General features: G+C 72.3%; 17 protein-coding genes. 11 read left to right on the forward strand and 6 right to left on the reverse strand.

Annotation, left to right across the window (positions count from 1 at the left end; genetic code table 11):
* Nucleotides 1-12: 12 nt before the first annotated feature.
* The 4 genes from H3H34_RS02225 to H3H34_RS02240 form a co-directional block, all read right to left on the reverse strand.
* Nucleotides 13-822: an SDR family NAD(P)-dependent oxidoreductase gene (locus H3H34_RS02225; RefSeq protein WP_194743616.1), complete on the reverse strand. Its 810-nt coding sequence runs from the start codon at nt 820-822 to the stop codon at nt 13-15.
* A 65-nt stretch (nt 823-887) separates the two neighbouring features.
* Nucleotides 888-1,421 (reverse strand): MaoC family dehydratase, encoded by a 534-nt coding sequence (locus H3H34_RS02230; RefSeq protein ID WP_194743617.1) that lies wholly within the window; start codon nt 1,419-1,421, stop codon nt 888-890.
* On the reverse strand, nt 1,418-2,362 hold the full coding sequence (locus tag H3H34_RS02235) for an acyl-CoA dehydrogenase family protein (RefSeq protein ID WP_194743618.1): 945 nt from the start codon (nt 2,360-2,362) through the stop codon (nt 1,418-1,420). Before H3H34_RS02235 ends, H3H34_RS02230 begins: the two co-directional genes overlap by 4 nt.
* Nucleotides 2,362-3,513 carry an acyl-CoA dehydrogenase family protein gene (locus H3H34_RS02240; RefSeq protein WP_194743619.1) on the reverse strand — a complete coding sequence of 384 codons (1,152 nt, stop codon included), beginning with the start codon at nt 3,511-3,513 and terminating at the stop codon, nt 2,362-2,364. Before H3H34_RS02240 ends, H3H34_RS02235 begins: the two co-directional genes overlap by 1 nt.
* A 92-nt stretch (nt 3,514-3,605) precedes the next feature.
* Here H3H34_RS02240 and H3H34_RS02245 point away from each other — a divergent pair, with 92 nt between their 5' ends.
* The 6 genes from H3H34_RS02245 (at nt 3,606) to gatA (ending at nt 9,752) form a co-directional block, all read left to right on the forward strand.
* Nucleotides 3,606-4,400: an enoyl-CoA hydratase/isomerase family protein gene (locus tag H3H34_RS02245; protein WP_194743620.1), complete on the forward strand. Its 795-nt coding sequence runs from the start codon at nt 3,606-3,608 to the stop codon at nt 4,398-4,400.
* Nucleotides 4,397-5,599, forward strand: coding sequence for an acyl-CoA dehydrogenase family protein (locus tag H3H34_RS02250; RefSeq protein ID WP_194743621.1), 1,203 nt, complete (start codon nt 4,397-4,399; stop codon nt 5,597-5,599). The genes H3H34_RS02245 and H3H34_RS02250 overlap by 4 nt, the downstream gene beginning before the upstream one ends.
* Nucleotides 5,596-6,744 carry an acyl-CoA dehydrogenase family protein gene (locus H3H34_RS02255; RefSeq protein WP_194743622.1) on the forward strand — a complete coding sequence of 383 codons (1,149 nt, stop codon included), beginning with the start codon at nt 5,596-5,598 and terminating at the stop codon, nt 6,742-6,744. The genes H3H34_RS02250 and H3H34_RS02255 overlap by 4 nt, the downstream gene beginning before the upstream one ends.
* 70 nt (nt 6,745-6,814) lie before the next feature.
* Entirely contained in the window at nt 6,815-7,924 is a 1,110-nt protein-coding gene (locus H3H34_RS02260) for a glycosyltransferase family 2 protein (protein WP_194743623.1), read from the forward strand.
* A 62-nt stretch (nt 7,925-7,986) separates the two neighbouring features.
* The gene (gene gatC, locus H3H34_RS02265) at nt 7,987-8,274 is read left to right on the forward strand and encodes an Asp-tRNA(Asn)/Glu-tRNA(Gln) amidotransferase subunit GatC (RefSeq protein WP_194743624.1); all 288 of its coding nucleotides are present in this window, start codon (nt 7,987-7,989) and stop codon (nt 8,272-8,274) included.
* Nucleotides 8,271-9,752, forward strand: a complete 1,482-nt coding sequence (gatA, locus tag H3H34_RS02270; protein WP_194743625.1) for an Asp-tRNA(Asn)/Glu-tRNA(Gln) amidotransferase subunit GatA — start codon at nt 8,271-8,273, stop codon at nt 9,750-9,752. Before gatC ends, gatA begins: the two co-directional genes overlap by 4 nt.
* Before the next feature lie 18 nt (nt 9,753-9,770).
* On the opposite strand, the gene H3H34_RS02275 is transcribed toward gatA, so the two are convergent.
* Entirely contained in the window at nt 9,771-11,051 is a 1,281-nt protein-coding gene (locus tag H3H34_RS02275; RefSeq protein WP_194743626.1) for a lipopolysaccharide biosynthesis protein, read from the reverse strand.
* A gap of 84 nt (nt 11,052-11,135) precedes the next feature.
* On the opposite strand from H3H34_RS02275, the gene gatB reads away from it, so the two are divergent.
* Entirely contained in the window at nt 11,136-12,623 is a 1,488-nt protein-coding gene (gene gatB / locus H3H34_RS02280) for an Asp-tRNA(Asn)/Glu-tRNA(Gln) amidotransferase subunit GatB (RefSeq protein WP_194743627.1), read from the forward strand.
* Between the two features lie 28 nt (nt 12,624-12,651).
* Here gatB and serB read toward each other — a convergent pair whose 3' ends face one another.
* Nucleotides 12,652-13,542, reverse strand: coding sequence for a phosphoserine phosphatase SerB (gene serB / locus H3H34_RS02285; RefSeq protein WP_194743628.1), 891 nt, complete (start codon nt 13,540-13,542; stop codon nt 12,652-12,654).
* On the opposite strand from serB, the gene miaA reads away from it, so the two are divergent.
* From miaA to H3H34_RS02305, 4 genes are all read left to right on the forward strand, one after another.
* Nucleotides 13,541-14,431 carry a tRNA (adenosine(37)-N6)-dimethylallyltransferase MiaA gene (gene miaA / locus H3H34_RS02290; protein ID WP_235945243.1) on the forward strand — a complete coding sequence of 297 codons (891 nt, stop codon included), beginning with the start codon at nt 13,541-13,543 and terminating at the stop codon, nt 14,429-14,431. The genes serB and miaA overlap by 2 nt on opposite strands.
* A gap of 200 nt (nt 14,432-14,631) precedes the next feature.
* Entirely contained in the window at nt 14,632-16,383 is a 1,752-nt protein-coding gene (locus H3H34_RS02295; RefSeq protein WP_194743630.1) for an acetolactate synthase 3 large subunit, read from the forward strand.
* Nucleotides 16,383-16,940: an acetolactate synthase small subunit gene (gene ilvN, locus H3H34_RS02300; protein WP_194743631.1), complete on the forward strand. Its 558-nt coding sequence runs from the start codon at nt 16,383-16,385 to the stop codon at nt 16,938-16,940. The genes H3H34_RS02295 and ilvN overlap by 1 nt, the downstream gene beginning before the upstream one ends.
* A 64-nt stretch (nt 16,941-17,004) precedes the next feature.
* Nucleotides 17,005-17,316: a DUF6804 family protein gene (locus H3H34_RS02305; protein ID WP_328831244.1), complete on the forward strand. Its 312-nt coding sequence runs from the start codon at nt 17,005-17,007 to the stop codon at nt 17,314-17,316.
* Nucleotides 17,317-17,333 lie beyond the last annotated feature (17 nt).

Here is a 17,333-nt window from a genome sequence, read left to right on the forward strand (position 1 = left end):
TTCGGGCCTTCGTCAGGCAGTCCAGCCGCCGTCGATGACAAGTTCGGCCCCCGTCATGTAGCGGCTCTCGTCGCTGGCGAGGAAGGCGATGCCGCGCGCGATGTCCTCGGGCTGACCGGCGAAGCCGAGTGGCGCGCCTGCGGCGGCGATGAGGTCGGGCGCGAGCGCGTTCGCTCCCGGCCGTGCCGCGAAGGTCTCGGCCACCGCATCGAGCCCGCCCTGGTCGATCTTCGCCCAGATCGGCGTGTCGATGATCCCGGGGTGGACGCTGTTCACCCGGATGCCGTCCTTCGCCATCGCGCATTCCTTGGCCAGAGCCTTGGTCAAGAGCCGCACCCCGCCCTTGGTCGCGCAGTAGCCGGCAAGGCCGGCCGCCCCCTCGAGGCCGGCCACGCTCGAGACATTGATGATGGAACCGCCCCGGCCGCCGGCGCGCATCGCCGGCACGCCATGCTTGCAGCCCAGGAAGGTGCCGGTGAGGTTGACCGCCAGCTGCCGGTTCCAGTCGGCGAGCGTCATCTCGGTCAGGGCCACGCCGATGCCGATTCCGGCGTTGTTGACGAGGATGTCGAGCCGCCCGTGCGCGGCCATGGTCTCGGCCACCACGTCCGCCCAGCGGTCCTCGTCGGTCACGTCATGGGCGAGGAAGCGGGCATGGCCGCCGGCCGCGACGATCCGCCCGTGCGTCTCCTCCCCGCCGGCCACGTCGATGTCGGTCGCCACCACCCATGCGCCCTCGGCGGCCAGAACCTCGGCTGTTGCCCGGCCGATCCCGCTCGCTGCACCCGTCACGAGTGCCACCCGCCCGTCGAGTCGTCTCATGCCGCTCCTCCCGTGCCTCTCCTCCCGCCCCCTCCATGCCGGGCCGGGCGGGCGAGGGGAAGGCCTTAAGGGCGGCCGGCGGCGAGGCGCTTCACCGTGTAGGAGAGGACGCGCGTGCCCTCCTGGTTGAACACCGTCACCTCCTGGGTGACGATGGCGCGGTTCAGCTTCGAGGTCGGGCGGATGTCGGCGATGGCGACGGTGGCCCAGATGCTGTCGCCCACGCGGACGGGCGCGTGCGCGCGCGTGTGGATCTCGAGAAGGGCGAGCCCCACGCCCTGGATGAGCGTCTGGAACAGCATGCCCTCGATGAGGCACTGGGTGAGTGCTGCCGGCACGAGCCGGCCGGGAATGGCCGCGCCGGGGTAGGCAGCGTCGATGAAGATCGCCTCCGTCATGCCGGTGACGCCGATGAAGCCGACGAGGTCGGCCTCGGTGATGGTGCGCCGGAGCGTCCGGCCGACGAGGCCGGGGGCAAGATCCTGCCAGTAGGGCCCCTTGCCCAGCACGGGGAGCGTTTCGAAGAGGGCGAGAGCCTCCGCGGGTTCCGGGGCAGCGGCAGGCTCGGGGGCGGGTTGCGGGGCGGCGGGCTCGGTCATGCCATCTCCAGCGTTCGGCGGAGGAAATCGGCCGCCGTGCCGCTGCGGTCGGCAAGGCGCGCCGCCCCGATCTCCCGGTGCCAGTGGCTCTCGCTGCCGTAGGCAACGCGCGCTTCCTGCAGCCGCCGGGTGAAGAGGCCAAGGTCATATTCGGCGGTCATCCCGATCGCGCCATGGGCCTGGTGGACGATGGCCTGGACCGTGCGGGCGGCCTCGGAAGCGCGGGCCTTGGCGACGGCCGCCGCGAAGCGGGGGATGCGCTCGCCAGCGAACGCAAGGCCGGCTGCCGTGTGCGCGGCGATCGCTTCCTCTGCGAGCTGCGCCATCGCCTGCTGGATGGCCTGGAAGGCGGCGAGCGGCCGGCCAAACTGCTGGCGCGTGGCCACGTGCACGAGCGTCAGGTCGGCAGCCGCACGGATCAGCCCGGCGATCCGGGCCGCCGTGAGGGCGGCCGCGGCAGCGGCAAGATCGAAGCCGTCGATTCGCACAAGCGCCGGCCCTGCCGCGAGCCCGGTGGCCGCGCCGGTTGCCCAGGGGTCGTCGCCGGTGGCCCGTGCCGCGACGAAGGCGGTCGCCTCGCCATCGGGCACGAGCGCGTGGGTGGCGTGGCGCGCCATGGGGTGGAGGGGGGAGGGCGGCGCAAGCAGGATCCAGGCGTCCTCCGGCGGGGAGGCCCCGGCGCGCGCGAGAACGCCGCGGGCGAGTGCCGTCTCGGCAAAGGGCAGGGGGCAGGCGCGCCGCCCGGCCTCGACGGCAAGGGGCAGGAGCTCGGGCAAGGGCAGCCCGGCGCCGCCCGATGCCTCGGGAACGAGGAGGTCGAGGAAGCCCGAGGCGCGGAGCTCGGCGGCGAGCGCGGCGGGTGCCTCGCCTGCCTCGGCCCCTCGCACCACCGCGGGCGGGCCGTGCGCCTCGAGCAGACGGGCGAAGGCCTCCTCCAGCATCAGCGCAGGCCGAGGCCGCGGGCGATCATTCCGCGCAGGATCTCGCGCGTGCCGCCGCGGATGGAGAAGACGGCCGAGAGCTGGTGAAGGAAGGCGAGCGTGGCCATGAGCTCCGGGTCGGGCGCGCCGGGCTCCACCATGTCGGCGATGTCGGCGGGAATGGCCTGCTCGGTCGCGGTGCCGAGATCCTTCAGGAGCGCGGCTGCGACCACCGGCGAAAGACCCGCCTCGAGTCGGGCCGTCAGCGCGACCGACATGGCGCGAAGGGTCGCGAGGTTCGAAAGATGCCGCCCGAGCAGCACCTCGGCCCGCGCGCCGGACTCGGCCTCGAGGTGCCGCGTCCAGAGGTCGAGGAGGACGAGCGCCGAGTAGATGCGCTCGGGACCGGAGCGCTCGAAGGCAAGCTCGGCGTTCACCTGCGCCCAGCCCTGGCCCTCCTCGCCCACGAGCGAGTCGGCGGGCAGGAACACGTCGTCGAACCGCGTCTCGGAGAATTCGCTCTCGCCGTAGGAGAGGCGGATGGGCCGGGTGGTGACACCGGGCGCCCTGAGGTCGACGAGGAACTGGGAAAGGCCGTTGTGCCGGTCCTCGGGCGTCCCCGAGGTGCGGACAAGCGCAATCATCATGTCTGCCCGGTGGCCCCAGGTGGTCCACACCTTGCCGCCGTTGAGGCGCCAGCCGTTCCCGTCGCGGACTGCCCGCGTCCGCACCGAGGCGAGGTCGGAACCGGAGCCGGGCTCCGACATGCCGATGCAGAAGAAGGTCTCGGCGCGGCAGATGGCCGGGATCCAGCGCCGGCGCTGCTCCTCGCTGCCGAACTTCAGGAGCAGCGGGGCCGACTGGCGGTCGCCGATCCAGTGGGCGGCGCAGGGCGCGCCGTTCGCGAGCAGCTCCTCGACGAGGACGAAGCGGTGGAACTGGTCCTTGCCCCCACCGCCGTAGCGCTCGGGTAGCGTGAGGCCGACCCAGCCGCGTGCGGCAAGCGCCCGGCTGAAGTCCGCGTCCCAGCCCGTCCAGGTCTTCGCCCGGTCGCGGGGGGCGCGGCCTGCCAGCGCCTCGTTGAGAAAGCCCCGCACCTCCCGGCGGAAGGCCTCGGTCTCCGGCGGCAGCCGGGCGGGCGCGAAGTCGGCGGCAAGGGCGGCAAGCGACATGCCACGCCCTCTCGCCCGCGTCGCCCTGCGCTTCAAGGCTTTTCGTGCGCGCGCCGATGCGGCAGGGACGCGCGGGAAGGGAAGGGGAAACGATGGGGCTCGAGGGGTACGAACGCTTCCGCTTCCGCCGGGAGGGGCGGATCGTGACGGCCGCGATCGCCGCGCCCGGCCCGGTGAACGCGGTCGACGGCCGGCTCCACGCCGAGCTTGCCACCCTCTTCACCGACCTCCAGCACGACCCCGAGTCGGACCTCGTGATCCTCACCGGCGAGGGCCGGGCCTTCTGCGCCGGCGGGGACTTCGCCTGGTTCGAGGAGCAGATCGCCGACCCGCGCCGGTTCCGGGCGATCGCCCACGAGGCGCGGCGGATCGTGACTTCGCTCCTCGACCTCGAGAAGCCCATCGTCTGCCGCCTCAATGGCGCAGCGGCGGGCCTTGGCGCGACCGTCGCGCTGCTGTGCGACGTGATCGTGGCCGACGAGCGCGCGGTCATCGGCGATCCGCACGTGAAGGTGGGCCTTGTCGCCGGGGACGGTGGCGCGGTCATCTGGCCGCAGCTCGTCGGCTTCGCCCGGGCGAAGGAGCTGCTTCTGACCGGCGAGATGCTGACGGCTGCCGAGGCCGCGCGCATCGGCCTCGTCAACCACGCGGTGCCGGCCGAGGCGCTGGACGAGAAGGTCGCCGAGGTTGCGGGGAAGATCCTCGCCAACCCGCGCTGGGCGGTCCGCTGGACCAAGACGGTGGTGAACCAGCCGCTGAAGGCCCTGGCTGCGCAGATGATGGACTCGAGCCTCGCCCATGAGCTCCTTTCGAACATGACGGCCGACCGCGCCGAGGCGGTCGCTGCGCTGCGCGAGAAGCGCGCGCCGAGGTTCACCGGCGAATGAACGCGCCGCCGCCTCCCGCCCCGGCTCCCGCCCCCGCTGCCGCCGGCTGGTTCGACGAGCCGGCGCATGTCGCCGCCATCCGCGCCCAGGTCGCGCGGTTCGTGGCCGAGCACGCCCCGCCCGAGGCCCGCGCCCGCTGGGACCGCGCGCGGACCTGGCCGCGCGACGTCTACGCCCGCTTCAATGCCCTGGGGCTTGCCGCGCTCACGGTGCCCGAGGAATGGGGCGGGGCGGGGCAGGATCTGGTGGCGGCGATCGCGGTCGTCGAGGAGCTGGCGCGGGCCGGCCCCTTCCTTGCCGGGCCCTACATCCACACCGCCTTCTACGGCGGCATGAACCTCGCCGAGAACGGCAGCCCGGAGCAGAAGGCCGAATGGCTGCCGCGGCTTGCCCGCGGCGAGGCCTTCCTCGCCTATGGCCTCTCCGAGCCCGACGTCGGCGGCGATCTCGCGAGCGTGACGACGCGCGCCGAGCGCGACGGCGACACCATCGTGGTCAACGGCGCCAAGCGCTGGTGCACCGGGGCCGACTGGGCGGATGCCATCTACTGCCTTGTCCGCTCGGGGCCGCCGGAGGCGCGCCACCGGAACCTGAGCTTCCTCCTCATCCCGCGCGGCACGCCGGGCGTCACCATGCGCCCCATTGGCCACGTCAACCTCCGCTACACCGAAAGCCAGGACGTGTGGTTCGATTCGGTCCGCCTGCCGGTCTCGGCGATCGTCGGCGGCGAGGCGATGTGGAACCGCGGCTGGGAGCAGCTTGCCGGCCGCGCGCTCGACGTCGAGAAGCTCGAGATCTCGGCGGTGGCCTTCGGCATCGCCCGGGCCGCGCTCGACGAGGCCTGGGCCTATGCCAAGTCGCGCGTGCAGTTCGGCCGGCCGATCGCCCAGCACCAGGCCATCCGCCACCGGCTGGTGACCGCCCGCACCCGGCTTCAGGCCTGCCGCCACATGCTCTACCACGCTGCCCATCTCGCGCAGGCCGGCTGCCCGTGCGCGGTCGAGACCTCGATGGCCAAGCTCTTCGTGGCCGACACCTGCGTCGAGGTGGCGCTGGCCTGCCAGCAGGTGATGGGCGCCTATGCGCTGGCGGAGGGAAGCGAGATGGAACGGAACGTGCGCGATCTCCTCGGCATGCCGATCGTCGGCGGCTCGTCGGACATGCAGCGGAACAACCTCGCCGGGCTGCTCGGGCTGTGAGCCGGCTGGTCTCGGTTGCCCGCGAGCTCGCGCCGGCGCTTGCCGCCCGCGCCGACGAGATCGAGGCGGCGCGCCGGCTGCCGGCCGACATTGCCGCCAAGCTGGCCGAGGCGGGCCTCTACCGCCTTGCCATCCCGAAGAGTCTTGCCGGCCACGAGCTGCCGCCGGACGAGATGTTCGCCGTGCTCGAGGCCGTGGCCGAAGGCGACGCTTCGGCCGGCTGGTGCCTGATGATCGGGGCGACGACGGCGCTCGTGGCCGCCTACCTGCCGCGCGCGCATGCCGAGGCGGTGCTGGGGCCACGGGACGTGATCACCGGGGGCGTGTTCGCGCCCATGGGCCGGGCGGTCCGTGCCAACGGCCACTACCGGGTGTCGGGGCGCTGGTCCTGGGCCTCGGGCTCGGCCAATTGCCACTGGCTGGTGGGTGGGGCGGTGCTCGTGGAGGGCGGCAAGCCCGTCTGCGACGCCGAGGGCCGTCCGCGCCACCGCATGATGCTGATGCCGCGCGCGGCCGTCGAGCTGCCCGACACCTGGCATGCCGCCGGCCTCAAGGGCACGGGCTCGGGCGACATGGTCGCGCAGGATGTGGAGGTGCCCGCAGATCGTAGCGTCTCCCTCCTCGAGGACCGGCCGACCGAGCCGGGGCCGCTCTACCGCTTCCCGGCCTTCGGGCTTCTCGCGCTCGGAATCGCGGCGGTCGCCAGCGGCAATGCCCGTGCTGCGCTCGATGCCGCCGCGGGGGTGGTCGCCCAGCGCCGGCCGATGGGGAGCAGCCGCGCGGCGGCCGAACGGGCGACCGTCCAGGCCGATCTCGCCCGTGCCGAGGCGCAGTGGATGGCGGCGCGCGCGGGCGTGCTCGCAGCGGTCGCGCTCGCCTGGGACGAGGCGCTCGGCGGCGGCATCCGGCTTGCAACGCGCGCCCGGCTGCGTCTCGCCGCCACCCACATGACGCGCACCGCAGCCGATGTCACCCGCACGGCCTACGACCTCGGCGGCGGCAGCGCGCTCTACCTCGAGAGCCCGCTCCAGCGCCGCTTCCGCGATGCCCACGCGATGACCCAGCATGTCATGGTGCAGGGCGCGACCTACGAGCTTGCCGGAAGGGTCCTCCTTGGCCTTCCGGCCGAGACCGGCATGCTCTGAGAGAACCCGCTCCGGAACGGGGCCGGAGGCCGGTTGCGCCCCGGGGGGCCGGCGGCCATAGGCCCGGCCAATGGACCGGATCGTGCTGCCCCCCCGCGCGCCGCTGCCGCCCAGGGTGCAGCCCTCGCCGCTTCTCGCCCCGCGGCGTGCCACCGATCCCGCCCGGCTCGGGATCGTGGTCGTCAACTTCCGCCAGCCCGTCTACACCATCGAGTGCCTCGAATCCCTTCTGCGCCTGCCTCCGGAGGTGCGGATCGTCGTCGTCGACAATGGCTCGGAGGACGGCTCGCTCGAGGCACTTCGCGCCTGGGCGTCAGGCGAGGCGCCCTATGCGGCGCCCGCGGGGCCGCTCGCCCGCCTGACCACCCCGCCCGTGCGCAAGCCCGTCGCGCTCGTCCGCGCAGGCCCGGCAACACGAATCCGCCCCGGGGCCGCCGCACCCCGCCTCACCCTCCTCGAGTCCCCTGAAAACCTCGGCTTTGCCGGCGGCAACAACCTCGGCACCCGCTACCTCCTTTCGGACCCGCGGATCGACCGCATCTGGTACGTGAACAACGACGCCATCGTGGCGCCCGGCGCCGTCGAAGCGCTGCTCGGCACCTTCGCAGGCGACCCGAAGATCGGCATGGCGGGAACCACCGTCCGCTACTACGACCGGCCCGGGATCATCCAGGCCCGCAACGGCGCCCGGTTTTCGCTTCTCACCGGCAACGGCCGGCTCATCGGCAACGGCGAGCCTGCGCGGGCACCGTTCAATTCGAAGCGCGTCGTCGACGAGACCGGCTTCGTCACCGGTGCCTCGCTCGCCATCACGCGCGACTTCTGGGAGGCCGTCGGCGAGATGTCGGAAGCCTATTTCCTCTATTACGAGGAGATCGACTGGGCGACCCGGGGGAAGGACCGCTTCCGGCTGGGCTACGCCCGCGGCGCCACTGTCTACCACCGCCACGGCGGCACCATCGGCTCGGCGCCGGTCCGCGCGCTGCGCTCGCCCCGCGCAGAGTACTGGATGCTGCGCTCGCGGCTGCGCTTCTACGCCACCCACTACCCGGCGCTCTGGCCCTTCCAGTGGCTCTACGGCCTCGGCCAGACGCTGTGGCAGGGCGTCCATGGCCGCACGGCGAAGCTCGGGCCCATGGTCCGCGCCCTGCTGAGCCGCCCGCTCGACCCGTCGGTCTGAAGCCTCCGGCCCTGCGCGGGGCGCCGTTGCCGCTCGCCAAGGCCGCTGCTAGGCGCCTCAAGATGGCAGTCGATCACGAGATGGTCGCGCGGGTGGCGCGGCTTGCCCGGCTCCGGCTCGCGCCCGCAGAGGTCGCCCCGCTCGCAGCCGAACTCAACCGGATCCTCGGCTGGATCGACCAGCTCCAGGCCGTGGACACCGAAGGGGTGGCCCCGCTCGAGACGGTGATCCCGATCACCCGGGCCTGGCGGGAGGACGTGGTGACCGAGGGCGACTGCCAGGCCGATCTTCTCGCCAATGCCCCGGCTGCGGCCCACGGCTTCTTCGCCGTGCCCAAGGTCATCGAATGAGCGACCTGACCGCGCTTTCGGTCGCGGAGATGCGCGAAGGCCTTGCCGCGCGCGCCTTCAGCGCGGCCGAGCTCGTCTCGGCCCATGTCGCGGCTGCCGAGGCGGCGCGGCCGCTCAACCTCTTCATCACCGAGACCTTCGACCGGGCGATGGACGCGGCGCGCGCGGCAGATGCCGCCCTCGCCGCCGGCACGGCCGGGCCGCTTTCGGGCATCCCCATTGGCATCAAGGACCTGTTCGCGACGAAGGGCGTGCGCACCACGGCCGCAAGCCGGATCCTCGGCGACTTCACCCCGCCCTACGAGAGCACGGTGACGGCGAAGCTCCAGGCTGCCGGCGCGGTCTCGCTCGGCAAGCTCAACCTCGACGAGTTCGCCATGGGCTCATCCAACGAGACCTCGGCCTTCGGCCCCGTCGTCTCGCCGGTGCGGGCGCAGGGCTCGGAAGCGCCGCTGGTGCCGGGCGGCTCGTCGGGCGGCTCGGCGGCGGCGGTTGCCGCCCGGGTGGTCGCGGCCGCCACCGGCACCGACACGGGCGGCTCGATCCGCCAGCCCGCCGCCTTCTGCGGCGTGGCAGGCATCAAGCCCACATATGGGCGCTGCTCGCGCTGGGGCATCATCGCCTTTGCCTCCTCGCTCGACCAGGCCGGCGTGTTCGCGCGGAGCGTGCGCGACTGCGCCCTTCTCCTCGAAGCAATGGCCGGCTTCGACCCCAGGGACTCGACCTCGATCGACGCGCCGGTGCCCCGCTGGGCGCAGCAGCTCTCGGGCGACCTGCGCGGGCGGCGGGTCGGCATCCCGCGCGAATACCGGGTGGAGGGTATGGACCCGGGGCTCGAGGCGCTGTGGGAGCAGGGCGCGGCCTGGCTTCGGGATGCCGGCGCCGAGATTGTCGAGGTGAGCCTGCCGCACACGGCGCAGGCGCTTCCCACCTACTACATCCTCGCGCCCGCCGAAGCGTCGTCCAACCTCGCCCGCTACGACGGCGTGCGCTATGGCCTGCGCGTGGTGCCGGAAGGCGGCGGCCTTGCCGACATGTACGAGGCCACCCGGGCGGCAGGCTTCGGCGCCGAGGTCCGCCGCCGGATCATGATCGGCACCTACGTGCTCTCGGCCGGCTACTATGACGCCTATTACCGCAAGGCGCAGAAGGTGCGGGCGCTGATCGCCCGCGACTTCGCCGAGGCCTTCGCGGCCTGCGACGTTCTGCTCACCCCCACGGCCCCGACCGGCGCCTTCCCGCTCGGTGCGCGCAATGCCGACCCGATCGCCATGTACCTCAACGACGTGTTCACGGTGCCCTCGTCGCTCGCCGGGCTTCCCGCCATGTCGGTGCCGGCCGGCGCGGACTCGGCAGGTCTTCCGCTCGGCCTCCAGCTCATCGGCCGCCCGCTCGACGAGGGCCTCGTGCTCGATGCCGCATACGCGCTCGAGGCGCGCGCGCCGAAGCTTCCAGCGCCCGCGTCCTGGTGGCGCTGAGGCGCCGCCGGCCGGAAGTCAGCGGACGGCCCTTCGCGCGGCGATCGCCATCAGCACCTTCCGGAGCAGGATGGAGCTGGAATAGGCGAGCGCTGCGCCCTCGAGCCCGAGGCGGGGCATGAGGAGCAGGGCGAAAACGGCGAGCATCGCCGTGCTCGTCGACGAGATGATGAGAACCTCGCGTCCGTTGCCGTTCATGGCGAGCATCGTGCCATTGGGCCCGAGCGCCACGTTGGCAAGCTGGCCGAACGACATGATGACGAGCGCGCTGGCCGCCACCCGGAACTCGGGGCCGAAGAAGCTGCCGAGCAGCCAGCCGGGCGCGAGGGTGGTGACGAGGAGCAGCGGCAGCGCGGCGGCCGTCGTCGCAAGCGCGGCCCGGCGATGCCGGCGCCAGGCCGCCCCCACGTTGCCGGTGCGAAGGTCCCCGGCCACGCGCGCGCTGATCCAGCCTTCCGAGACCGCGACCAGCATGCCGAACAGCAGCATGATCTGGGCGACCACCCGGAAGGCGCCCGCCTCGGCGGCGCCCACCTCGCGGCCGACAGCGGCCAGCACGAACCAGTCGGCGAAGGCCTGGAGCAGCCCCGCGGCCATGAGCGGCAGCCCGGCCCGCTGGAGCGGGCCGAGAGCAACGGGTTCGCTTGCCCCCCAGCCACGACGGTCGCGGCCGACGAGCGCAAAGCAGGCGGCCGAGGTGAGCCCCCAGGTGCCGTAGAAGAGGAGCACGGCGACGGGCGCGCTCGGCGGCCTTCCGGCGAGCCAGAGGGCTGCGAAGGACAGGAGGAGCAAAGCGCTCGGCAGGGCCTCCAGCGCCTGCGCGGCGAGTGCTCGTCCGGCTGCGCGCACTGCGCCGAGCCCGAGGCGGAAGAAGGCGGCCGCCACCACGCCCGGCACGGCTGCGAGGAAGGCTGAGCGCTGCCCGCCAAGTGGCTCGGCAACAAGGCCGGACAGCACGAGGACCAGGAACAGCAGTGCAAGCAGCAGGCCGTTGCGGCCCACCGTCCGCACGATCCGGTCGAAGGTGGCGCGCGCCCGGCCGGAGTGGCCGACCCGGAGGTCGCCCGCCACGCCCCGCACCAGCACCTGGTCGAGCCCGGCGACCGCGCCGATGCCCACCAGCGTGGCCGTCGCCGTTGCCAGCGCATAGTGGCCGACCGTTTCCGCGCCCGTGAGGCGGGCCAGCACCACGGCGGCGAGGAAGGCGCTCGCGGCGTTGCCGCCCTTGATCACGAAGGCAGGAACCGCCGGTGAAGACAGCAGGCCCTTCAGGCGGCCCAGGGCGGAAGCGGCGGACATGCGTCAGCCGGCACATAGCCGCGCGTGCCGACGGGCGCCACCCGTCCGCTTGCAATGGCCGCGCGGCGCAGCCAGAAGCCCGTCATGGCGCCCCCCTATCTCGTCAACGGCGAAACCGGCCCCTTCGAGGTGGTGATCGGTCTCGAGGTCCACGCCCAGGTCATCTCGAAGTCGAAGCTGTTCTCGGGCGCCTCGACCGCCTTCGGCGGCGCGCCGAACACCCGGGTCAGCCTCGTCGATGCGGCGATGCCCGGCATGCTGCCGGTCCTGAACGGCGAATGCGTTCGCCAGGCGGTGCGCACCGGCCTTGCGCTCGGCTGCACCATCAACCGCCGCTCCCGCTTCGACCGCAAGAACTACTTCTACGCCGACCTGCCGGCCGGCTACCAAATCAGCCAGTACGAGGCGCCCATCGTGGGGGAAGGGGCCGTCGAGATCGAGCTCGAGGACGGCACCCGGAAGGCGGTCGGGATCGAGCGCATCCACCTCGAGCAGGATGCGGGAAAGTCGATTCACGATCTCCACCCCGAGCTCAGCTACGTGGACCTGAACCGGGCGGGCGTCGCGCTCATGGAGATCGTCTCCAAGCCCGACCTGCGCTCCCCCGCAGAGGCGGGTGCCTATGTCACCACGCTGCGCGCCATCCTGCGCGCCATCGGCAGCTGCGACGGCAACATGCAGGAGGGCTCGCTCCGGGCCGACGTCAACGTCTCGGTGCGCCGGCCGGGCGCGCCGTTCGGCACCCGCTGCGAGATCAAGAACGTCAACTCGATCCGCTTCATCCAGCAGGCGATCGCGTTCGAGGCCCGGCGCCAGGTGGACCTCATCGAGGCGGGCGAGGCCGTCGTGCAGGAAACCCGCCTCTTCGACCCGGAACGCGGCGAGACGCGGCCGCTGCGGTCGAAGGAGGACGCGCACGACTACCGCTACTTCCCCGAGCCCGATCTCCTGCCGCTCGTGCTTGACGAGGCCTTCATCGAGGCGTGCCGGGCAAGCCTTCCCGAGCTGCCCCATGCCCGCCGCCGCCGCTACGAGACCGAGCTCGGCCTCTCCCCCTATGTCGCCGGCGTGCTGACGGCCGACATCGAGGAATCGCTCTGGTTCGAGCTTCTCCTGGCCGAGAGCGCGAAGCGCCAGGGAAAGCCGCCGCGCGAGGTGGCCGAGCGCGCCGCCAACTGGATGACGGGGGACCTGTTCGCGGCGCTGAAGCGGCTCGACCGCACCATCGCCGACTCGCCCGTGACGCCGGCGCAAGGAGCGGAACTTCTCGCGCTTCTGGCCGACGGCACGCTTTCGGGCCCGCTCGCAAAGCAGGTGTTCGAGATCATGCTCGAGACGGGCGAGAACCCGGGCGTGATTGCCGAGGCGCGCGGCCTGAAGCAGGTGACCGACACCGCCGCGCTCGAGGCGGCCGTTGCCGCTGTGCTTCAGGCGAACGCCGACAAGGTTGCCGAGTATCGCGCCGGCAAGGAGAAGCTCTTCGGCTTCTTCGTCGGCCAGGTCATGAAGGCAAGCGGCGGCAAGGCGAGCCCGGCGCTCGTCAACGACCTCCTGAAGCGCGCGCTCGGCTGACTGGCGCCGTTCCGAACGCGCTTCGCCCTCAGCCCTCGCCCCAGCGTTCGCGCGGGATGCCCTGCGCCCAGAGGATGGCGGAAAGGTCGCCGTGGCGGATGTGGGCATCTGCGGCAGCGGCGGCGCGCGGCTTGGCCCGGAAGGCGACCCCGAGGCCTGCGGCCTCCAGCATGGGGATGTCGTTGGCGCCGTCGCCCACGGCCAGCGCCTCCTCGGGGCCGATCCCGAGCGCCGCGCATTCGGCAAGCAGCGTCTCCCGCTTGGTGGCGGAATCGACGATCGGCTCTGCGACCTCGCCCGACAGCCGGCCATCGGCGATGACGAGCCTGTTGGCCACCTGCCGATCGAAGCCGGCCCGTGCGGCGACGGGTGCGGTGAAGCGCGTGAAGCCGCCCGAGACCAGCACGCAGCGCGCCCCATGCGCCTTCATCGTGGCAACGAGGGTGCGCGCCCCCGGGTTCAGCCGCACCCGCTCGGCAAGCGTCCGGTCGATCGCCTCCTCCGAGAGCCCCGCGAGCGCTGCGACCCGCGCGCGGAGCGCCTGGCCAAAGTCGAGCTCGCCGCGCATCGCGGCCTCGGTGATGGCGGCAATCTCGACCTTCCGCCCGGCGAAGTCGGCAAGCTCGTCGATGCATTCCTGACCGATGATGGTCGAATCCATGTCGGCCACCAGCAGCCGCTTCACGCGCGGAGACCCCTCCGGCTGCACCACCACGTCGAAGTCGCGCGCGTCGGCCTCGAGGGCGGCGCGCGCGGCCGCCCGGTCGAGCCCGGAGACGAGGATGTCCTCTGCGAACGGCCGGTCGAACGGGACCGAGCCCTCGACCTTGCCGCCAGCCCGGTCGAGCGCGGCGCGCGCCATGGCCCCGGCCTCGTGCGACTTGCCGGCGGGCGAGATGACGGTCACGACGAGGGACATGACGAGGCCTTTCGTCCGGGTGATTGCAGGGCCGACGGCCTCGGGCAAGTCGGCGCTCGCGCTCGCCGAGGCGGAGGCTCGCGGCGGCGTCATCATCAACGCCGATGCAAGCCAGCTCTACGCGGACATTCCCATCCTCTCCGCCCAGCCTGGCGCCGACGAGCGGGCGCGCGTGCCGCACCGCCTCTACGGGATCCTCGATGCGGCGGACGTGGCCTCGGCCGCGCGCTGGGCCGAGCTCGCGCGGGCCGAGATCGCGGCGGCGTGGGCATCAGGGCAGCTCCCCATCCTCGTCGGCGGCACCGGCCTTTACCTCCGCACCCTCCTCGACGGGATCGCGCCGGTGCCGGACATTCCGGCCGAGGTGCGAAAGAGCGTGCGCGGCCTGCCCCCTGCCGAGGTGCGCCGCGCGCTCGAGGCCGAGGATCCGGAGATGGCCGCGCGCCTCCACCGCAACGACCCGCAGCGCAACGCCCGTGCGCTCGAGGTCATCCGCGCGACGGGCCGCTCGCTCGCGGAATGGCAGAGAGCGCCGCGCACGGGCGGGCTGGCGACCGTGGCCGAGGTCTCGGCGCTCGTCCTCGACCCGCCGCGCGAGCTCGTCGAGGCCCGTATCCGCAGCCGGATCATCGCCATGCTCCGCGCCGGCGCGCGCGAGGAGGCGGCCCGGCTCGCCGCGCGGAACCTTCCGCCCGACCGGCCCATCCTCCGTGCCATCGGCGTGCCCCCCCTGCTCGCGCTCGCCGGCGGCACGTTGGCCGAGGCCGAGGCGATCGCCCGCTGGACGCTCGACACGCGGCGCTACGCCAAGCGGCAGGCCACCTGGTTCCGCACCCAGGCGCCCGGCTGGCCGCGCGCGCAGCGCCTCGCGCTGGTGCCGGCCGGGTGAGCCGGGCCTTCCGGGATTTCGGCGGGCGCCGTGGCGTTCGTGCAACGGCTTGCGACACGAGCCTGCCGAAATGCGAAATGGAGTTGCGCTGCAGGACAACGGCATGACAGGAAGCGACTCTGCGTGCGTTGACATGCACCGATTCGCTCCCTAGCCACCGCGCTTCCGCGGCAGTTGCCGCATGTGCGAAAGGGTGTTCCATGTCCGGCCGCGACCTGACCGGTGCCGAGATCCTGCTCGAGGCCCTCTCCGACCTCGGGGTGGAAGTGATCTTCGGCTATCCGGGCGGCGCGGTGCTCCCCATCTACGACGCGCTCCACAAGCAGCGGCGCATCCGCCACGTGCTCGTGCGCCACGAGCAGGGCGCGGTGCACGCGGCCGAGGGCTATGCCCGGGCCTCGGGGAAGCCGGGCGTGGTCCTCGTGACCTCGGGTCCCGGCGCCACCAATGCGGTCACCGGCATCACCGATGCACTCATGGATTCGATCCCGGTCGTCGTCATCACCGGGCAGGTGGCCACCCATCTCATCGGCACCGACGCCTTCCAGGAATGCGACACCGTCGGCATCACCCGCCACTGCTCCAAGCACAACTATCTCGTGAAGGAGACGGCGCGGCTGGCCGAGGTGGTGCACGAGGCCTTCCACATCGCCACCACCGGCCGGCCGGGCCCTGTCGTCATCGACCTGCCGAAGGACGTGCAGGTGGCGCGCGCCCGCTACCAGCGGCCCGGGACCATCATGCACCGAAGCTACCGGCCGCGGATCAAGGGGGATCTGGCCGCCATTTCCGCTGCGGCCGAGATGCTTGCCTCGGCCGAGCGGCCGATCCTCTACACCGGCGGCGGCATCATCAACTCCGGGCCCATGGCCTCCCAGAAGCTGCGCGAGCTGGCGGGCCTCACCGGCGCCCCCGTCACCTCGACTCTCATGGGCCTCGGGGCCTTCCCGGCTTCCTCGCCGCAGTGGCTCGGCATGCTCGGCATGCACGGCACCTACGAGGCCAACATGGCCATGAACCAGTGCGATCTCATGGTCTGCCTAGGTGCCCGCTTCGACGACCGCGTGACCGGCCGGCTCGACGGTTTCTCGCCGCGCTCCGCCAAGATTCACGTCGACATCGACCCCTCCTCCTTCAACAAGACGGTGCGTGTCGATCTTGCGATCGAGGGCGACGTCGGCCACGTGCTCGATGACCTGGTGAAGGTATGGAAGAGCCGGGGGCTCCGGCCGTCCGTTTCCGAAGAGTGGTGGAACCGGATCCGCGGCTGGCGCGCGGTGCGCTGCCTTGCCTACGAGCAGAAGGGCCCCGAGATCGAGCCGCAGCACGCAATCGCCCGGCTGCGCGAGGCGGTGGCGCACCTGGACCCCATCATCACGACCGAAGTGGGCCAGCACCAGATGTGGGCCGCCCAGCACTTCCCCTTCGAGAAGCCCAACCGGTGGCTGACGAGCGGCGGCCTCGGCACCATGGGCTACGGCCTTCCGGCCGCGATCGGCGCCCAGGTGGCCTTCCCCAACAAGCTCGTCATCGACATCGCCGGCGAGGCCTCGATCCTCATGAACATCCAGGAGATGTCGACCGCGGTGCAGTATCGCCTGCCGGTCAAGGTGTTCGTGCTCAACAACGAGTACATGGGCATGGTGCGGCAGTGGCAGGACCTCACCTACGAGGGGCGCCATGCCGAGAGCTACACCGCGGCCCTTCCCGACTTTGTGACCCTCGCCGAGGCCTTCGGCTGGAAAGGCATCCGGATCGACACGGAAGACCAGCTCGACGCGGGCATCGCCGAGATGCTGGCGCACCCCGGCCCCGTGTTCGTCGACTGCCGGGTGAAGAAGCACGCCAACTGCTTCCCCATGATCCCGAGTGGCGCGGCGCACTCCGAGATGATCCTCTCCCAGGCCGACGTCTCGGGCGAGCTGGATGCCTCTGCCGAGGCGCTGGTCTGATGAACGCGCCCGCGCCTCCGCCCGCGCCGCGGCCGGCGAAGCCGCTCTTCCCCGAGGAGCCGGCCGAGCGGCACACGCTCTCCGTCACGGTCGACAACGAGGCGGGCGTGCTCGGCCGCATCGTCGGCCTCTTCTCGGCGCGCGGCTACAACATCGAGTCCCTGACGGTGGCCGACGTCTCGCCCGATCATGCCGTCAGCCGGATCACCATCGTGACGACCGGCCCGCGCCGCGTCATCGACCAGATCCACGCCCAGCTCGAGCGGCTGGTGCCGGTGCACTCCGTGACCGACCTGACGGAAGCCGGCCCGCACGTCGAGCGCGAGCTTGCGCTGGTCAAGGTGGCGGGCACGGGCGAGAAGCGGGTGGAGGCACTTCGCCTCGCCGACATCTTCCGCGCCCGGCCGGTCGACACCACCACCTCCTCCTTCATCTTCGAGGTCTCGGGCTCCACGTCGAAGGTCGACCAGTTCATCGCCCTCATGCGCGAGGTCGGCCTTGTCGAGGTGGCCCGCACCGGCGTTGCCGCCATGGCCCGCGGCAAGGACCCGGCCTGAGCGCGCGGGCAATCTGGCGAATCCGGGTGTCGGATCGAGCCACGGTCGCATTCGACACGCGGTGATGGCCGTGGTTCCGAACGCCGTCTGGTTCATTCCGTGCGCCGGGTTGCTCGTCGCCCTGACGGACATGCCCTATGGCTTCTACACCCTCCTCCGCTTCCTCGTGTGCGGGGCGGCCGGTTGGCTCGCGTGGGCGCAGCATGCCCGCGCCGGCCGCGTCGATTCCTGGGTCGTGGCGCTGGCTGTCGTGGCCGTGATCTACAACCCGGTCCTGCGCATTCGGCTTGACCGCGAGACATGGGAGGCGGTGAACCTCCTCACGTTCGCGTTGTTCGGCGTCCACTGGCTTCGGTATGGCCGGGCGCCTCGCTGACCGTCCAGCCGGCTATC

It is taken from the genome of Thermaurantiacus tibetensis (assembly GCF_015354055.1).
Classification (GTDB): domain Bacteria; phylum Pseudomonadota; class Alphaproteobacteria; order Sphingomonadales; family Sphingomonadaceae; genus Thermaurantiacus; species Thermaurantiacus tibetensis.